The organism is Yersinia massiliensis CCUG 53443, assembly GCF_000312485.1.
GTDB classification, from domain to species: domain Bacteria; phylum Pseudomonadota; class Gammaproteobacteria; order Enterobacterales; family Enterobacteriaceae; genus Yersinia; species Yersinia massiliensis.
The window spans coordinates 442,669-458,006 of sequence record NZ_HE997644.1 but is presented as its reverse complement, the minus strand read 5'-3'; the positions used below and the strand labels follow the sequence as shown (position 1 = coordinate 458,006).

Below are 15,338 nucleotides of genomic sequence, written 5' to 3'. Positions count from 1 at the left end.
GCTTATGATGTCACTCAGGACTCGGCTGTCTTTTGATCTGAACGACCGCGACTCATGTTGAATAACTTTGTCGCGTGTTCTTCTACCTTGGGTTTATTACGCGTGATCGTGATTAGTTGGGGGAAAAGTGCTGCGCTTGTTGGTAAATAAAATCAGCAAATGCCTGGGCACAATCAGGTTGGTGACGTCCTTTAACTGTGACCATATAGACGGCACGCTCCAGAGCCAGATCGCGAAAGGGAATAATAGCGATATCTTTATGGCGAAACTGGAATAGCGTTAAACCCGTCGTAATACTGACGCCATAATTGGCGGCAATAAGCCCCATCATCGTGGTGAGTTGTCGTACTTCCATCTGATAGTTAAATCCCTCACCCCCTTCACACAACCTGTCGGTATGTTGACGAATACTGGTGCCAGAGCAAAAACCAATAAAAGGATATCGACCAATATCCGCAATATCGACGGTTTCCAACTTTGCCAGCGGGTGATGACGATGGCACAGCAAATAAAATTTATCCGAAAAGAGTAGCGTTGAATTAAATGTACTCAGCGAGGGCTGGCCTGCTGTGAGTGCCAGATCTGCCTGCCCATCTAGCAATGCTTTGAGGCAACGATCCCATTGCGTGTCTATCAGTTTGATACGAGTGTCTGGTTGGATAAGGCTGTATTGCACCAAAACCTCCGGTAGCCATTCCACCGCGATAGAGGGTAAAACGGCTAATGTCACATGGCCCTTATCGCCCGCCACACGCAATTTTATCTCACCGACGGCATCATCATGGTTTTGCACTAATCGACGAGCTAAATCGATAAAATGGATACCATTGGCGTTTAACTGTACTCGGCGGGTATCCCGATCAAATAAGCGATAACCGACTTCCTCCTCCAAACCGGCAATCAACGAACTGAACGCAGGCTGCGATAAATTAAAAGTTTTAGCCGCGCGAGTAAAACTGTCCGTTTCGCTGAGAATAAGAAACGCCCTTAATTGCTTTATCGATAAATTCATTACTCGCCTTCATCATCTATTCAACCTGCTTAATAGCTTATTCGTTTTACTTGGCATCTAATACTCATAAAAATCATTTTTATGATCAGTGACACATTTAACTAATTTGGATTTTTTAGATTTGAAATAAATTCAAATATGAAAATATGAACTCGCGCAGATTAATTTAATGATAATAAAATAAATCATCATAACATAATGTTTTTAAATGGATTTGTATTAACAGGTGATGCAAATAAATGTATTTGATTAACAGATAAATGTATTTAATTAACAGATAAAGCTATTTATACCTAAATCTTAACGAGTGATAGAAATGACAGATTAGTCATAACCTACTTTGGCGTGATAAAAATAACGCAGTTAGAAAATGGTTGAAGTAAGTTACTGACATATTTTTATATTTTATTGTTAACCCAATCTAATTAAATGCAACATCATATTAACAGTACCATACTAATAAATATAAGGAGAGAGGTATGCTGGCATTAATTGGTGTACTCACCATTGCCACCTTGCTATTTTTCATCATGTCGAAGCGCATGTCGCCTCTGGTTGCCTTAATAGTGATTCCTATTATTGGTGCCTTAGTTGCAGGTAGTGGCACCGATACGGCGAAATACATTATTGAAGGGATTACTAAACTCGCACCGATGGCGGCGATGTTTGTCTTCGCCATTACTTTCTTTGGTGTGATCACCGATGCCGGAATGTTCGATCCGATTATTCGTGGGATCTTGCGCTTTGTGGGGACTAACCCCGTCAAGATTATTATCGGTACCGGTATTCTGGCGCTGATTGCTCATCTCGACGGCAATGGTGCGGTCACCTTCCTGATTACTATTCCGACCATGTTGCCACTGTTTAATCGGTTGGGGATGGATAAACGCATCTTGGTGGGGATTACCGCGCTGAGTGCCGGTGTCAACTTCCTGCCTTGGACGGGGCCAATGATCCGTGCCTCTGCTGCGTTGAATATTCCCACGCATGACCTGTTTATCCCGCTGATCCCTGCGCAGATCAGCGGCTTAATCTTCATGGTTGGGATGGGGTGGTATTGGGGCAAGAAAGAAGAGAAGCGCCTTGGTGCGGCACATTTTCAATCGGCTGCCGGAGACATCTCACACAACAAAGCGCTGACTGAGCAGGAGCAAAAACTACGTCGGCCCCATTTGTTCTGGCTGAATATGGGATTGGTGATTGCCGTGATCAGCACCATGGTCCTGACGCGCATCTCGCCAACGGTTTCCTTTATGGTGGCGTTGACACTGGCGCTAATGATCAATTACCCCAATGTTGAGATGCAAAAAGAACGCATTAATGCCCATGCTAAAGCGGCATTGATGATGGCCAGTATTTTGTTCGCCGCGGGGGCTTTTACCGGAATCATGGGCGGTACGGGCATGCTTAAAGCGATGTCACTGGCTGCAGTGGGCTTTATGCCCGAATCTTTTGCCTCCCATATTCCGTTCATTGTTGGCTTGATTGCCATGCCACTTAGTTTGATCTTTGATCCCGACTCCTATTACTTCGGCATCATGCCGGTGATTGCGCATACCGTGCAATTGATGGGAGTCCCCGCCATTCAAGTCGCGCAGGCGTCGATTCTGGGACAAATGACCACCGGTTTTGCGGTCAGTCCACTGACGCCAGCCACCTTCCTGCTGGTCAGTCTGGCAGGCGTCGATCTGGCCGACCACCAGAAGTTTTCTATCCCCGTTTTATGGGCGGCCAGCGTCATCATGACTTTTGCCGCAGTCATCACGGGTGTGTTCCCCATTTAGCGATGCAACATATTGATTTGGCGCTGAAACAAATTGATTTAGCGATGCAACATATTGAATGTCATCAATAAGGATAAAGTAATGAAGAAAATCAGGATTGGTTCAGGTGCTGGCTATGCCGGTGACCGTATCGAACCCGCAGTCGAATTGGCCGAAAAAGGGGATATCGATTATCTGGTATTTGAATGTTTGGCCGAGAGAACCATCGCCATTGGTCAAAAGCAAAAACAGCAAGACGCCAGCAAAGGTTACAACGAATTACTGATCGACAGAATGCGTGCGGTACTCCCTGTCTGTCTCGCCAAAGGCATTCGTATCGTCACTAATATGGGGTCAGCCAACCCTCAAGCAGCAGGGGAAGCGGTTATCGCTGTTGCACGGGAACTTAATCTGCCAAAGATTAAAGTCGCTGTCGTCGGCGGTGATGATGTGCTGGAGACCTTGCTTTCGCTCAATCTGACACTGGATGAAGCAGGTGTTCCCGTCTCACAATCGGGAAAAACGATCCTGTCAGCCAATGCTTATATGGGTGTGGACGGATTGGTTCAGGCGCTGAATGACAACGCAGATGTGGTCATTGCTGGGCGGGTCGCTGATCCTTCGCTGTTTTTATCGACCATGATTCACGCTTTTGGTTGGGCGGCGGATGATTGGGAGCGTCTTGGTAAAGGGACATGTATTGGTCATCTGCTTGAATGTGGCGGACAAGTGACGGGGGGCTATTACGCTGATCCAGGGTTCAAAGATATCCCGAATTTGGCGCAGCTCGGTTTCCCTATTGCGCAAGTCGATGCTAATGGTGATGCCATTATCACTAAAGTGGCGGGTTCCGGCGGTTGTGTCTGCGTCGATACCTGCAAAGAACAATTGATGTATGAAATTCACCGTCCTGATCGCTATTTAACGCCCGATGTTGTTGCTGATTTCAGCAACGTCAGCTTTACCCAACAGGGCCCCGATGTCGTGAGAGTGAGCGGCGCTAAAGGCGCAGCGCGAACCGACACATTGAAAGTCTCCGTAGGGTATCAGGACGGTTTTATTGGTGAAGGTGAAATTGCTTATGCAGGACCGGGGGCGGTAGCGCGGGGGCAATTAGCGCTGGATATTGTTCGGGAACGTTTTGAGATTTGCCGCTTAGCATTACTCGAAACACGCTTCGATTTGATTGGTGTCAACGCCTTACACGGCGCACAACGTTCTCAACGCAGTGAACCTTACGAAGTTCGGGCTCGAGTGGCGGCGCGCTGCCAGTCACGCCAAGAAGCCGTGAAAGTGGGCAATGAAGTGGAAACGCTCTATACCAATGGCCCCGCCGGCGGTGGTGGCGTAATGAAATCGGTCAAAGAAATTCTGGCAATGGACTCAACGTTATTGCCACGAAAATATACTCAAGCAACGGTCACTTATTTGGAGAGTGCACAATGAAATTACGTGAAATAGCGCATTCTCGTACCGGTGATAAAGGCAATATTTCCAATATCTCTTTAATTGCTTATCACCCAGACGATTACGAAAAAATAAAGTCAGCAGTGACGGCCGATAAAGTGAAAGATTGGTTTGGCGATATTGTTTTTGGTGATGTGGTTCGCTATGAACTGCCCGCTATCTCGGCGCTAAACTTTGTGATGTACAGCGCACTTGGCGGCGGCGTCACTCGTTCACTGGCATTAGACATGCACGGGAAAGGTCTTAGCTCTGCGTTAATGGATATGGATATCTAAATTAATTGCCCTCGTAAAATAGCCTGAACCTTCCGGCGGAATATATTCCGTCCGGATGGCTCATGGCCTAAAAATGTATAAAGAGATATTTATGAAGAATAAAAACCTCGACGCTGCGCAATTCCGCGCCTTATTACATGATGGCATGTCTATTATGTTTGGCGGTTTTATGGGCGTCGGAACCCCCGAATATTTAGTCGCGGAAATCATCAAGTCCGGCGTAAAAGATCTCGTCCTGATAGGTAACGATACTGGCTTTATCGACACCGGTGTTGGCCCATTGATTGCAAATGGTCAGGTAAAAAAAGTCATTGCTTCACACATTGGTACCAACCCAGAAACGGGCAAAAAAATGATTAGCGGCGAATTGGATGTCGTGCTGGTTCCCCAAGGAACGCTGGTGGAGCAAATTCGTGCTGGTGGCGCGGGCCTCGGGGGATTCCTCACCCCAACAGGCGTGGGGACGGTGGTGGAAGAGGGTAAACAGACGCTGACCCTTGACGGCGTGGCTTATCTGCTTGAACGGCCACTGCGGGCTGATTTGGCTATCCTTGAGGCCAGCCTTGCCGATCAGCAAGGGAATTTGATCTACCACCTGACCGCCCGCAACTTCAACCCATTAATGGCACTGGCTGCCGATACCGTCGTGGCACAAGTCGACACTATTGCCACCGTCGGCGCATTGGACCCAGAAAATATCGTGACGCCCGGCGCTTTGGTGGACCATCTCTTTGTAGGAGCCTGCGCATGAATGCCAAAGAACGTATCGCGCGGCGTGTCGCGCTAGAACTACGCGATGGCGACGTCGTTAATCTCGGCATCGGCTTACCCACCAAAGTGGCGAATTATCTTCCCTCGGGTATCGATGTCACCTTTCAATCTGAAAACGGTTTTCTCGGCCTCGGCCCTATCACTGAGGAAAATGCCAAGCTGGTCAATGCGGGTGGGCAGTTATGCGGCATGATCCCCGGGGCAGCCATGTTTGACAGTGCGTTCTCTTTTGCTCTGATTCGTGGTGGGCATGTGGATGTTTGCGTGCTAGGCAGTTTGCAAGTTGATGAGCACGGTAGTCTGGCGAATTGGGTTGTCCCCGGGAAAATGGTGCCGGGTATGGGGGGCGCGATGGACCTGGTGGTCGGTGCTAAGCGGGTGATCATCGCCATGGAACACTGCGCTAAAAACGGTGAAGCCAAACTACTTCGTCAATGTACCTACCCACTCACCGCTGTTGAAAAAGTGAGTAAAGTGATCACTGAACTGGGGGTGTTCCGCTTTGCCAACGGCGAAATGATCCTCGATGAGATTAGCCCTGACGTGACCTTAGAAGAACTGCGTGCCAAAACAGAGGCGATATTTACCGTCTCCGAAGATCTTTGCCTGATGCAGCAACCGGAGGTGGCATGATGAACCATTCAGTCGTTATTGTGAGTGCCAAACGTACCGCCATCGGTAAATTCTCGGGCAGCTTAGCAGGCACATCGGCTGTTGAGCTGGGGGCGGCAACCGTGCGGGCCAATCTGGCTGAGTTGCCTGACGACCTCCAGATAGATGAAGTCATTCTCGGCAATGTACTCCAAGCAGGCCTTGGCCAGAATCCGGCACATCAAGTGAGCCGTCGAGCGGGACTTAAAGAGAGCGTTTCCTCCCTAACACTCAATAAAGTGTGTGGTTCGGGCCTCAAAAGCGTAGTGATTGGCGCTCAATCTATTTTGAGTGGCGATAACCAAGTCTGTTTGACCGGCGGTATGGAGAACATGAGCGTCGCACCGTATTTGCTGGAGAAAGCGCGTCAGGGTTACCGGATGGGCGATGGCAAGTTGGTTGACGTGATGATCCGCGATGGTCTCTGGTGTGCATTTAATGATTACCATATGGGGATGACCGCAGAGAATATCGCCCGTCGCTACCAATTGAGCCGTCAGGAACAAGACCAAGTGGCCGTCGATTCACAGCGTAAGGCTATAGCGGCAATCCAAGCGGGCTATTTCAAAGATGAAATTGTGCCGTTGACGCTGATGGTGAAAAAAGAGCCAAGGATTTTCGAGCAAGATGAATTCCCCCGTGCTGATACCACTCTGGCATCCCTTGCGCAGTTACGTCCGGCATTTGATCGTGACGGCACGGTCACCGCAGGTAATGCTTCGGGTATTAATGATGCATCGGCCACACTCGTGCTGATGTCTGAACAGGTGGCTCGTGAGCAAGGTCTGGTCCCACTAGCCCGCATTCGTAGCTGGGCATCAGCAGGGGTAGGTTCGGATGTGATGGGGCTAGGGCCGATTCCGGCGACACAAAAAGCATTACTCAGAGCCGGTATGACGATGGCAGATTTGGACCTGATTGAAGCCAACGAAGCCTTCGCCGCGCAATATCTGGCTGTTCAGCGTGATTTAGCGCTGGATCCGGCAAAGGTTAACGTCAATGGGGGCGCGATTGCACTGGGTCATCCGATTGGTGCCAGCGGTGCACGTATCCTCGTTACGCTGGTACATGCATTGAAAAATCGAGATAAAACCACCGGTCTAGCTACCTTGTGTATTGGTGGCGGTCAGGGCATTGCGATGATTATCGAGCGCGTTTAAAACCTGAACTGGTACATCGCTTGAGGGCTAACGCCATAAAACTGCGGGGGCTTGCTGAAAAGCCCTCGCCGCTAAAAATCATATTGGCGAAGTTCATCCAGTGCGATGCTGGCAACCGCGAGCGCAGTTGCTGGATTGCTATCACTTTCAAGGTGCCATGACGCGGAGAGCCCTGACCACGCGACCACCCACGAAAGAAGGCGATGCCTATCAAGGGCCGCCGTTTCAGCCACGATATCGATTTGCCTGCTCAGCCTATTCGGTGAGGTCGCGGTAGTGAAATCAGGGTTGCAAAAGAGATTAGCAAAATCGAAACCACGCTCACCGATCAAACCTTTAGGATCGATGGCGAGCCAGCCCCGAATACCGGCATCAAGAATATTTCCATGATGGATATCGCCATGAAGAACAGTGAGGTCTTGTGGGGCCGCGAGTAGTTTTGTGGCGATAGACGCCGCATTGGCATAAATACCGCCTTGTGTTTTAGCAGCAGCCTCGAGTGCGTCGAACTGAGTTGATAGCTCAGGGAGTTCGGGACGAAGGGGTTTGTTTTGCCCATGCAGGCGGGCAGCAACATGGCATATTATTCGGCTAGCGGCATCATCCTGCCCGCTTTGGACCATGATTAACAGCGATGTTTGCCCAGAAATCCGCTCAAGGAGGATGGCTTCCTCCTCCAGCGCCAAAACGCAGGCCGCACCCTCGCCAGCCCACCACTGCATTAGCTGTGCGCCGAGACACTCATCATGGGTCATCGCAATTTTCAACATCGCCGGTTGAACGCCATACCGCACCGGTTGCAGCCAGCTTGATGGCGTGTGAAATGCCTCACCCTCGGCGACTAATTGCCAACGCTCGATATACCGATGTAATTTCGCCAGACCTGCTGCCTGCTCATGTTGTTCCATTAATGCCTCCATTTTATCCCTTATAGCGGATATTTACGCTTTATCCCTTACAGCGGATAAAAATTGATTTATCCCTTATAGGGGATATACTAAAAATATCCGCTTGGGAGGATATTATGAAAATTACCTCTGCTGCAATGTTGGCAAATAGACTACGGAATGAACGCAAAAAAAGTAAGCTGACTCAGCGAAAAACAGCCGAGACGGTAGGTTTGAAGCAATCAACAGTATCAGAGTTTGAAAACCATCCTGATGGTACCAGATTAGATACGCTGTTTAAGTTATTGGCAGCACTGGATTTAGAGCTACAGGTTAGGCCAAGGAACAGCAATATTAAGGATAATACAACCTGGGATCAGGAGTGGTAATGTATGGAAAAGTTAACCCTTGCATTAAACGGCATCGTAGTTGGTACCTTGGAGAAGGCTGCTGGTGGTGAAATCTCTTTTTTCTATCATGATAGCTGGCTTGAACGCAGTGGAGCACGTGCGATTTCTCTGTCGTTACCGCTACAAACGGTGAAATTCCGTGGGGAGGTTGTTTATAATTTTTTTGATAACCTTCTGCCTGACAGTGAATCTATTCGCAGCCGTATTCAAGCGCGTTTTCAAACACCAACAAAGCAACCTTTTGATTTACTCTCCCAAATAGGGAGTGATTGCGTAGGGGCAATACAATTATACCCAGAAGGCCAGCAAATAAATTCTGTCACCGAGATCCATGCAACGCCTTTAAATGACAATGAGATAGAAAAATTACTCTTAGGGTATAAGGAGGCACCTTTAGGCATGGAGGCCGATATTGATGATTTCCGTATTTCTTTGGCTGGGGCACAAGAGAAAACAGCCTTACTGTGGTATCAGAATCAATGGCATCGGCCAGAAGGAAGTACACCAACGAGTCATATTCTTAAATTGCCTATAGGCTATATAGCCGCTAATGGTAATTAAATATGTTAACTTAAAATTATCATGGGTACTATAAATCAAGTATTTTCTACTGATTTAAAAGAGGAGACAATCAGTTCTGTTATATTGGAGCTGCCTTTTACCTCTTTGGTCGATATGGGAATCTGCAGCGAGAGTTTTTATTCCAGTTCTGACCGTTTGATTGATGAATGGCAAGCACTAAATATTGTGTCAAATAAATTAGCAATATAATAATTGATATATGAAACTATATTGAAATTCTTGATCGGTTCGCTATTTTTTTGATTTATATATTTTAAAAAATAACTTATTGTGTAAGATAATGTTAAGTGATTAAAACGATACAATCAAGGATTCAATATGGCCTATACAAAGTTTGATGATAGCTCGTTTATCAGTGCATTAAATCAACGTACAGATCTTGAGAGATTTAAAGAAAATCGATGTGCAGTATTTGCACTAGAGCTATTTTATGGAATCGATGATCCGTTAAACGATATAGGTCCTGCTGTAACTGCGGGTGGGGATGATTGTAAAATTGATCTTCTTTATATAAACAAAGAGCAAAGATCTATAGTTGTCATACAAGCTTATGAGGCTCAGAATTTCAAGCCTACAGCTAAAGGGAACAAAGGTGCAGATCTTTCATATGCAATTGGAGTACTATTTTCAACACCACTAAAAGATATACCAGAAGGGATACGCCCACATATTGGCGAAGCTCGAGATGCTATTAAAAAAAATGAAATTAGCATGATTCACTTTTGGTATCTGCATAATTGTCCTGAAAGTACACAAGTTAAGCAACAGATGCTTCCTCTTCTTGAGTCTGGAAGAAGTCAATTAAGAGAACAATTTAAGTCGATAAAGGATATAGACTTAAGTATTAAAGAAGTAGGTTTAGAGACTTTAGATGAGTATTATAGATCATCTAAAAATGCCATATTAATTGAAGATGAGATCATCCTACCTGATGACACTTTTGGATACATAAGAAATGGTGATGGTTGGGAGGCATTTATGACCAGTATTACTGGTGAGTGGTTATCCACTCTTTATAAAAAACATAAAGACTTACTTTTTAGTGCAAACGTACGTGGTTTTATGGGGGCGAATAATAAAGATAAAGATAAAGTAATTAATGCAGGAATTCAGAAGTCTGCTAAAAAACAAAAAAATGATTTTTTTGTTTTTAACAATGGGGTAACAGCATTAGTTCATGACTATGAAGTCGAAAAAAATGGTAACGAGATTACTGGAAAAATAAAGAAAATAAGAGGGCTATCAATAGTTAATGGTGCTCAAACGACAGGTTCGCTAGGAACACTTGAAGAAAGTGGTTTAGAAAATATATTCATTGGAATTAGATTTATCAAATGTTCAAACCTACAAAAAATACAAGATATTACTAGATTCAATAACAGTCAAAACATCGTTATTCCGTCTGATTTTAAAGCCAACGATCCTATTCAAAAAAGGTTACGAGAATCATTTAAAAAAATTAAAATTGCTACTTATGATGGTGGATTACGTGGACATAAACTCGAAGGTGATAAATCATTACGCATCGATGCGCACACAGCAGCACAAGCATTAGTATCATGGCACGGAAACCCCAAAGATAGTTATCATAAAAAAACTAAGATTTGGGATGACTCTGAACTGTATAACATAGCGTTCCAAAATACTATTACAGCTCAACACCTTGTTTTTGTATTTACTCTTCTAGAAGCATGTAATCTTTATAAAGAAAATCTTTTAGAAAAAATGAAAGATAAATCTATAACTTCTCATGAAAGTACGGTCTTATCATTACTAAATGAAAGAGGTTCATCCTTCATGATAATTCATGCAATTTCTCATTTGATGGAAACAATTTTAGAACATAAAATTTCCAAGAAGTACGCAATAAGCTTTATTGATAGCATGACTCGCGAGGAGTGTATTGATACTTGGATTGATTTAATTGAAAAACTTTCTCATCAATTATTAATACTCAAAGTAGGTCTAAAGAAAAGACTCTCTGTTGAATCTGAGATAAATGCATCAACAGAATCAGTGGTAAGAAATTTTGGGACCTCTTTTATCGCAATCAAAGGAATGATGAATGGAGTCAATCCATATCAAGATTTTGTTAATAAAGTACAGAACTAATTTTTTAAAGCAGCAGATTAATGCTGTTGCTTTACTTTCCAAATGTTAGCACTCTGAAGTGGAATCATGAAATTAGCAGTCTGAATAGAGGTGATATTGTCAGTAACCTGAAAAACCAGTGAGCCGATGTTTTCTGGTTTAGGCCAATGGACAACGCGATTACCCAGAGAGCAAGCTGTATCAAAATCCGCTTGAAACCTAATAACTCTGCTTTCTTTTTTATTATAGAAAGCGGAGTTAATCTCTTTTAACTCATTCCGTGCGAACTATCTTTCGAGATTTTTTAGGTGTTAGATAACGTGAAGGCCAGATCTCTGCAGGTTGTAACTCTAATACTTCTGCTATCAATCTTTCCCCCTTCGGCCAATGGCGTAGCAGTGCATTGGCCAGTGTTGAAGACGCTAATCCAGCCTCTCTGGAAACAGCGGCCATCGATGTGCCACGTTTTTTCAACCCCGCCACTATATCTGCCGGATGCCAGTCTTGCTTATCCATAACGTTTAGTTCTCCGTGTGATGTGTTCAAGTCATTATCCTATTTTGGGATAAAAAAGGAAATACCTGATATTCGATTTTAGGATATTTATTTAAGGTTACCCAGATGGCTTCCATTTATTCCGAAGAATATCAGCAAGTGATAAAAATTCTTCGACAGACCCGTATTGAACAGGGAATTAGCCAACAACACCTCGCCAAGGTACTAAATCGCCCACAGTCATTTGTAGCTAAAGTAGAGAGTGGGGAGAGAAGACTAGACTTTGTGGAGTTAATCCACATTGCCCGTTTGCTATCTATCGAGGAATTTCTATTAACTAGCAAGATTATGAGTGCAGTGGTATCAATAAGGTATCTATAGTATATAAATCCTATTTTGGGATAATTGGGCTGGTGATAGATATTCAATTCCATCGTTCGAATAGGAATTGGACAGATGGCTTCCATTTATTCAGAAGAATACCAATTGGTTATCAAAACATTACGCGACGAACGTATTGCTAAGGGGATCACTCAGGCGAGCCTCGCCACTGCTCTTGGCCGTCCTCAGTCATTTATCGCCAAAGTAGAAAACGGTGAAAGGCGCTTAGATATTGTGGAGTTTGTGCATATAGCGAGATTTTTAGGGATTAGGTTGGAGGAAGTACTGAGGAAAATTGGACCCCGCTCTAAGCTCAACAATAATAACGAGAGCCAGTAACGGGGCACAGCAGTAACGAGTTTTATCATCCGACTAATAGAATGACAACTCAATCCAAATGATTATTTCAGCAAGTAAGACTGGCCTTGTTTCAGTACCAAATCACAGGCTTTGGTTTTGATCTTTTCAGTGATTTGCTCGCTGCCCAGATCATTGAGATTCAGACTTTTACCCTCGCCGGTTTTCAATAAGCCACCCAAACCTTCCTGATAATCTTGGCTCTTGGCATTCTCGGTGCTGGTGATGCCCAATTTACTCATCAATTGGTCTTTAACCGCCGTGGTGCCATTAGCCGACAGCACGTTATTTTGTACGCAATATTGCAAGATACCCGCCGCATTGGTCATCGTGCTGGCGCTCAAACCTTTATCGCCCCCGTTGAGTAAACCCGTCAGTGACGATATTGACGCGTTGCTATCGCCTGATTTGCTGTACTGGTCTGCGGCACTTTTGACTGAATCCAGTAAGCTATTCGCGCTTGCTGCACCGGCCAGTAATGAGGTGGAACAGGCCAAGGCCAATACCCAGCGATGAGTGGTATTCATAGAAACTCCTATTTGACGATGTATGTCACAGCAGGTGAAGCGCGAGACGGCCAGAAAGGCTGCCTGTCATTATTTTAAGTGCACAGGATACTGCATAGCATGCATTTTACTGATAGGTGATATCTGATAATGGGGAATAGGAGAAGGGCAAAATGATCGAATCAATCAGCACAGTGGCGGATGGCGGATGGCGGATGGCGGAGAAAAGGGAAACGGGCAGCGATACCATATCGGCTGCCCGCATCGGCTAAGGCATCAAGCCGATAAAGACGGTTTTCTTGCGTGGTCCGGTCATCAACCCCTCCAGTTGCTCAACGCACGCGAGGTAGTGGGGCGTCTTTTTATGGGCCGCTACCGCCTCTTCATCGGTATAGGCCTCATAGATGTAAAAGCGGGTCGGCAAGGTTTCATCCCTCAAAACATCAAAACGCAAATTACCGGCCTCACGGATAGAGCCGAGGTGATTGGCGCGAAAAACCTCAATGAATTGCTCAACTTTGTCATCTTTCACATTAATTTCGACGAGAGTAACGTGCATACTTTCCTCCTTGTCACTGCTCAACCTTTTTCATGTAGGAACAACTGGTACGCTGTTTCTGCATTCTCATTCTTATGCACCACGGCATGAACCGCTTTCAGCATGGCAATCGGTGCCTCAGACTGGAAGATATTACGGCCCATATCCACGCCAGATGCACCCTGATCAATGGCTTGATAACACATTTCCAGTGCATCACGTTCCGGCAGCTTTTTACCCCCAGCAATCACGATAGGTACTGGGCAACCGGCGGCAATACGTTCAAAACCACTATCCACATAATAGGTCTTAATGATCTGCGCGCCCATCTCAGCGGCGATACGCGTTGCCAGTGAGAAGTAACGTTGATCACGGGCCATATCTTTGCCGACACCCGTTACCGCCATGGTTGGCATGCCATAGCGCATCCCTTGGTCAACCAATTGAATGATGTTCTTAATCGATTGGTGCTCATGCTCAGTACCGATATACACCTGTGCGGCGACGGCACAGGAATTAAGCCGTAAAGCATCCTCCATGGCTACGGCGACTGCCTCGTTGGATAAATCAGTCAAAATCGAGTTAGCACCAGACGCACGCAGCACCACTGGGCGATTAGCGGCGGCGGGCACGATACTGCGCAAAATGCCACGGGTACACATCAGCACATCGGCATAGTCAAAGAGCGGGGCAATATTGATATCAATACGCTCTAAACCGGTGGTTGGCCCCTGAAAATAGCCATGGTCAAATGCCAGCATCACCGTGCGATTGGTTTTCGGATTAAAAATCCGCGCCAAACGAGATTGCATCCCCCAATCCAGTGAACCAGACCCTTTCAGCGTAAAAGCAGGATTCTGTTGCGGTACGCCAATACCGAAATCTTTACCGTCTTTGATATCGTCTAAATCAGCCATCTGTAATCACTCCAATACTATGGGTATTGGCCCGCCACTGAGACGGGCCGCGAGATCAGAAATCGTATTTATCGATGTTTTCTTTAGTGAAAACGACGCGTTGTGGCAGCAAGACAATGCCGTTGCCCTTCGCTTCATACTCATAGCCCTGAACGCTGTTCGGGACCACTTCAACCACGCCAATGTTCGGGATATCCAGCTTATCGCCGACATTCAGTTCGCCTTTTTTCAGCATTTCATTGGCGACATAAACCGAGATTTTGCCTTGGTTAACCACATCCCACAGACCAAACTCTTTCACTGTGCCGCGCTCAACATAAGGGCGCATCACGTTCGGGGTACTGAAACCGACGATAGCGACGTTATCGCGCTTCAGGTTCTCTGCGGCTTGCGCGGCAGCAGGCAAGGCATTGGCATCAGGGGCGATAATCGCGTCCAAATCGCTGTAGGCTTTTAAGATGCCCTCGGCGGTTTGCAGGGATTTAGTCGCATCGTTATAGCCAAATTGGGTGGTTACCACTTCCCAGCCGGGGTGCTCTTGCTGGATTTTTTTCTTCGCTTCATTAACCCATTGGTTCTGGTCGGTCACCGTTGGGCTGGAATAGAAGAACGCCACTTTAGCTTTGTCCTTTTTCACCTGATTCGCTGCCATATCGACCAGCATTGAACCCAATTGATTCGGGGTGCCTTGGTTGATATAAACGGAACGGCACTCAGGTTTGGTATCAGAGTCCCACGTTAAGATTTTGACCCCTCGTTGCATGGCGCGTTTTAACGCCGGGCATAAGCCATCAGGCGAAACAGCAGAAACGACAATGGCGTTGTAGCCCTGATTAACGAAGTTATTGATCAACTGAACTTGGCCGGAAACACTGGGCTCTGTTGGGCCATCATAAGTGACGTCCACACCCAACTCTTTACCGGCATCGACGGCACCTTTACCGCCACTGGTGAAGAAACCCACCCCGACCAGTTTCGGGATAAATGCGATGCGTTCTGCCGCTTGCGCGGTGGTGATACAGGCAAATCCGAGGGCACAAACCAGTGCCAGCTTTTTTAATCTTTGTGTTTTCAT

Annotated in this window: 18 protein-coding genes; 11 read left to right on the top strand and 7 right to left on the bottom strand. The window is 46.0% G+C overall.

The annotated features are described in order from the left end of the window. Positions 1 to 112: 112 nt before the first annotated feature. Positions 113 to 1,012, bottom strand: a complete 900-nt coding sequence (locus tag BN68_RS11055) for a LysR family transcriptional regulator (protein ID WP_019211232.1) — start codon at positions 1,010 to 1,012, stop codon at positions 113 to 115. A 479-nt stretch (positions 1,013 to 1,491) separates the two neighbouring features. On the opposite strand from BN68_RS11055, the gene BN68_RS11050 reads away from it, so the two are divergent. The 6 genes from BN68_RS11050 to BN68_RS11025 all read left to right on the top strand — a co-directional run bounded on the left by BN68_RS11050 (position 1,492) and on the right by BN68_RS11025 (position 7,099). Next, positions 1,492 to 2,796, top strand: a complete 1,305-nt coding sequence (locus BN68_RS11050; RefSeq protein ID WP_019211231.1) for a CitMHS family transporter — start codon at positions 1,492 to 1,494, stop codon at positions 2,794 to 2,796. An 81-nt stretch (positions 2,797 to 2,877) separates the two neighbouring features. Further along, positions 2,878 to 4,221 carry an acyclic terpene utilization AtuA family protein gene (locus BN68_RS11045; RefSeq protein WP_019211230.1) on the top strand — a complete coding sequence of 448 codons (1,344 nt, stop codon included), beginning with the start codon at positions 2,878 to 2,880 and terminating at the stop codon, positions 4,219 to 4,221. Then, the gene (locus BN68_RS11040) at positions 4,218 to 4,517 is read left to right on the top strand and encodes an AtuA-related protein (RefSeq protein ID WP_019211229.1); all 300 of its coding nucleotides are present in this window, start codon (positions 4,218 to 4,220) and stop codon (positions 4,515 to 4,517) included. Before BN68_RS11045 ends, BN68_RS11040 begins: the two co-directional genes overlap by 4 nt. A 91-nt stretch (positions 4,518 to 4,608) precedes the next feature. After that, positions 4,609 to 5,268: an acetate CoA-transferase subunit alpha gene (atoD, locus tag BN68_RS11035; protein WP_019211228.1), complete on the top strand. Its 660-nt coding sequence runs from the start codon at positions 4,609 to 4,611 to the stop codon at positions 5,266 to 5,268. After that, positions 5,265 to 5,921: a 3-oxoacid CoA-transferase subunit B gene (locus BN68_RS11030; RefSeq protein ID WP_019211227.1), complete on the top strand. Its 657-nt coding sequence runs from the start codon at positions 5,265 to 5,267 to the stop codon at positions 5,919 to 5,921. The genes atoD and BN68_RS11030 overlap by 4 nt, the downstream gene beginning before the upstream one ends. After that, positions 5,921 to 7,099 (top strand): acetyl-CoA C-acetyltransferase, encoded by a 1,179-nt coding sequence (locus tag BN68_RS11025; protein ID WP_042806710.1) that lies wholly within the window; start codon positions 5,921 to 5,923, stop codon positions 7,097 to 7,099. The genes BN68_RS11030 and BN68_RS11025 overlap by 1 nt, the downstream gene beginning before the upstream one ends. A 71-nt stretch (positions 7,100 to 7,170) precedes the next feature. Here BN68_RS11025 and BN68_RS11020 read toward each other — a convergent pair whose 3' ends face one another. Then, positions 7,171 to 8,007, bottom strand: a complete 837-nt coding sequence (locus BN68_RS11020) for an aminoglycoside phosphotransferase family protein (protein WP_019211225.1) — start codon at positions 8,005 to 8,007, stop codon at positions 7,171 to 7,173. A gap of 116 nt (positions 8,008 to 8,123) precedes the next feature. Between BN68_RS11020 and BN68_RS11015 the strand changes: the two genes are divergently transcribed. The 3 genes from BN68_RS11015 to BN68_RS11005 all read left to right on the top strand — a co-directional run bounded on the left by BN68_RS11015 (position 8,124) and on the right by BN68_RS11005 (position 11,090). After that, positions 8,124 to 8,375 carry a helix-turn-helix domain-containing protein gene (locus tag BN68_RS11015; protein WP_019211224.1) on the top strand — a complete coding sequence of 84 codons (252 nt, stop codon included), beginning with the start codon at positions 8,124 to 8,126 and terminating at the stop codon, positions 8,373 to 8,375. Positions 8,376 to 8,378: 3 nt separating this feature from the next. Beyond that, positions 8,379 to 8,957: a HipA N-terminal domain-containing protein gene (locus BN68_RS11010; protein WP_019211223.1), complete on the top strand. Its 579-nt coding sequence runs from the start codon at positions 8,379 to 8,381 to the stop codon at positions 8,955 to 8,957. Positions 8,958 to 9,296: 339 nt separating this feature from the next. After that, positions 9,297 to 11,090, top strand: a complete 1,794-nt coding sequence (locus tag BN68_RS11005; RefSeq protein ID WP_019211222.1) for an AIPR family protein — start codon at positions 9,297 to 9,299, stop codon at positions 11,088 to 11,090. A 252-nt stretch (positions 11,091 to 11,342) separates the two neighbouring features. On the opposite strand, the gene BN68_RS11000 is transcribed toward BN68_RS11005, so the two are convergent. Continuing rightward, complete coding sequence (locus tag BN68_RS11000) at positions 11,343 to 11,585, bottom strand: helix-turn-helix domain-containing protein (RefSeq protein ID WP_019211221.1); 243 nt, start codon at positions 11,583 to 11,585, stop codon at positions 11,343 to 11,345. A 105-nt stretch (positions 11,586 to 11,690) separates the two neighbouring features. On the opposite strand from BN68_RS11000, the gene BN68_RS10995 reads away from it, so the two are divergent. Both BN68_RS10995 and BN68_RS10990 read left to right on the top strand, forming a co-directional pair. Next, entirely contained in the window at positions 11,691 to 11,945 is a 255-nt protein-coding gene (locus BN68_RS10995) for a helix-turn-helix domain-containing protein (protein ID WP_019211220.1), read from the top strand. Between the two features lie 75 nt (positions 11,946 to 12,020). Beyond that, positions 12,021 to 12,284 carry a helix-turn-helix domain-containing protein gene (locus BN68_RS10990; protein ID WP_019211219.1) on the top strand — a complete coding sequence of 88 codons (264 nt, stop codon included), beginning with the start codon at positions 12,021 to 12,023 and terminating at the stop codon, positions 12,282 to 12,284. A 62-nt stretch (positions 12,285 to 12,346) separates the two neighbouring features. Here BN68_RS10990 and BN68_RS10985 read toward each other — a convergent pair whose 3' ends face one another. The 4 genes from BN68_RS10985 to lsrB form a co-directional block, all read right to left on the bottom strand. After that, a complete protein-coding gene (locus tag BN68_RS10985; protein ID WP_019211218.1) occupies positions 12,347 to 12,829 on the bottom strand; it encodes a DUF2501 domain-containing protein in 483 nt (160 codons plus the stop codon). A 247-nt stretch (positions 12,830 to 13,076) separates the two neighbouring features. Beyond that, positions 13,077 to 13,367, bottom strand: coding sequence for a (4S)-4-hydroxy-5-phosphonooxypentane-2,3-dione isomerase (gene lsrG / locus BN68_RS10980; RefSeq protein ID WP_019211216.1), 291 nt, complete (start codon positions 13,365 to 13,367; stop codon positions 13,077 to 13,079). 20 nt (positions 13,368 to 13,387) lie between these two features. Next, the gene (gene lsrF, locus BN68_RS10975) at positions 13,388 to 14,263 is read right to left on the bottom strand and encodes a 3-hydroxy-5-phosphonooxypentane-2,4-dione thiolase (protein WP_019211215.1); all 876 of its coding nucleotides are present in this window, start codon (positions 14,261 to 14,263) and stop codon (positions 13,388 to 13,390) included. A 55-nt stretch (positions 14,264 to 14,318) separates the two neighbouring features. Next, positions 14,319 to 15,338 (bottom strand): autoinducer 2 ABC transporter substrate-binding protein LsrB, encoded by a 1,020-nt coding sequence (gene lsrB, locus BN68_RS10970; protein ID WP_019211214.1) that lies wholly within the window; start codon positions 15,336 to 15,338, stop codon positions 14,319 to 14,321.

Excerpts from the sequence above, each read along its gene's own strand:
- lsrB (WP_019211214.1), bottom strand. The coding sequence starts at position 15,338 with ATGAAAACACAAAGATTAAAAAAGCTGGCACTGGTTTGTGCCCTCGGA.
- BN68_RS11010 (WP_019211223.1), top strand. The coding sequence starts at position 8,379 with ATGGAAAAGTTAACCCTTGCATTAAACGGCATCGTAGTTGGTACCTTG.
- BN68_RS11045 (WP_019211230.1), top strand. The coding sequence starts at position 2,878 with ATGAAGAAAATCAGGATTGGTTCAGGTGCTGGCTATGCCGGTGACCGT.
- BN68_RS11040 (WP_019211229.1), top strand. The coding sequence starts at position 4,218 with ATGAAATTACGTGAAATAGCGCATTCTCGTACCGGTGATAAAGGCAAT.
- lsrF (WP_019211215.1), bottom strand. The coding sequence starts at position 14,263 with ATGGCTGATTTAGACGATATCAAAGACGGTAAAGATTTCGGTATTGGC.
- lsrG (WP_019211216.1), bottom strand. The coding sequence starts at position 13,367 with ATGCACGTTACTCTCGTCGAAATTAATGTGAAAGATGACAAAGTTGAG.
- BN68_RS11055 (WP_019211232.1), bottom strand. The coding sequence starts at position 1,012 with ATGAATTTATCGATAAAGCAATTAAGGGCGTTTCTTATTCTCAGCGAA.
- BN68_RS10995 (WP_019211220.1), top strand. The coding sequence starts at position 11,691 with ATGGCTTCCATTTATTCCGAAGAATATCAGCAAGTGATAAAAATTCTT.
- BN68_RS11030 (WP_019211227.1), top strand. The coding sequence starts at position 5,265 with ATGAATGCCAAAGAACGTATCGCGCGGCGTGTCGCGCTAGAACTACGC.
- BN68_RS11005 (WP_019211222.1), top strand. The coding sequence starts at position 9,297 with ATGGCCTATACAAAGTTTGATGATAGCTCGTTTATCAGTGCATTAAAT.
- BN68_RS11025 (WP_042806710.1), top strand. The coding sequence starts at position 5,921 with ATGAACCATTCAGTCGTTATTGTGAGTGCCAAACGTACCGCCATCGGT.
- BN68_RS11000 (WP_019211221.1), bottom strand. The coding sequence starts at position 11,585 with ATGGATAAGCAAGACTGGCATCCGGCAGATATAGTGGCGGGGTTGAAA.
- atoD (WP_019211228.1), top strand. The coding sequence starts at position 4,609 with ATGAAGAATAAAAACCTCGACGCTGCGCAATTCCGCGCCTTATTACAT.
- BN68_RS11020 (WP_019211225.1), bottom strand. The coding sequence starts at position 8,007 with ATGGAACAACATGAGCAGGCAGCAGGTCTGGCGAAATTACATCGGTAT.
- BN68_RS11050 (WP_019211231.1), top strand. The coding sequence starts at position 1,492 with ATGCTGGCATTAATTGGTGTACTCACCATTGCCACCTTGCTATTTTTC.
- BN68_RS11015 (WP_019211224.1), top strand. The coding sequence starts at position 8,124 with ATGAAAATTACCTCTGCTGCAATGTTGGCAAATAGACTACGGAATGAA.
- BN68_RS10985 (WP_019211218.1), bottom strand. The coding sequence starts at position 12,829 with ATGAATACCACTCATCGCTGGGTATTGGCCTTGGCCTGTTCCACCTCA.
- BN68_RS10990 (WP_019211219.1), top strand. The coding sequence starts at position 12,021 with ATGGCTTCCATTTATTCAGAAGAATACCAATTGGTTATCAAAACATTA.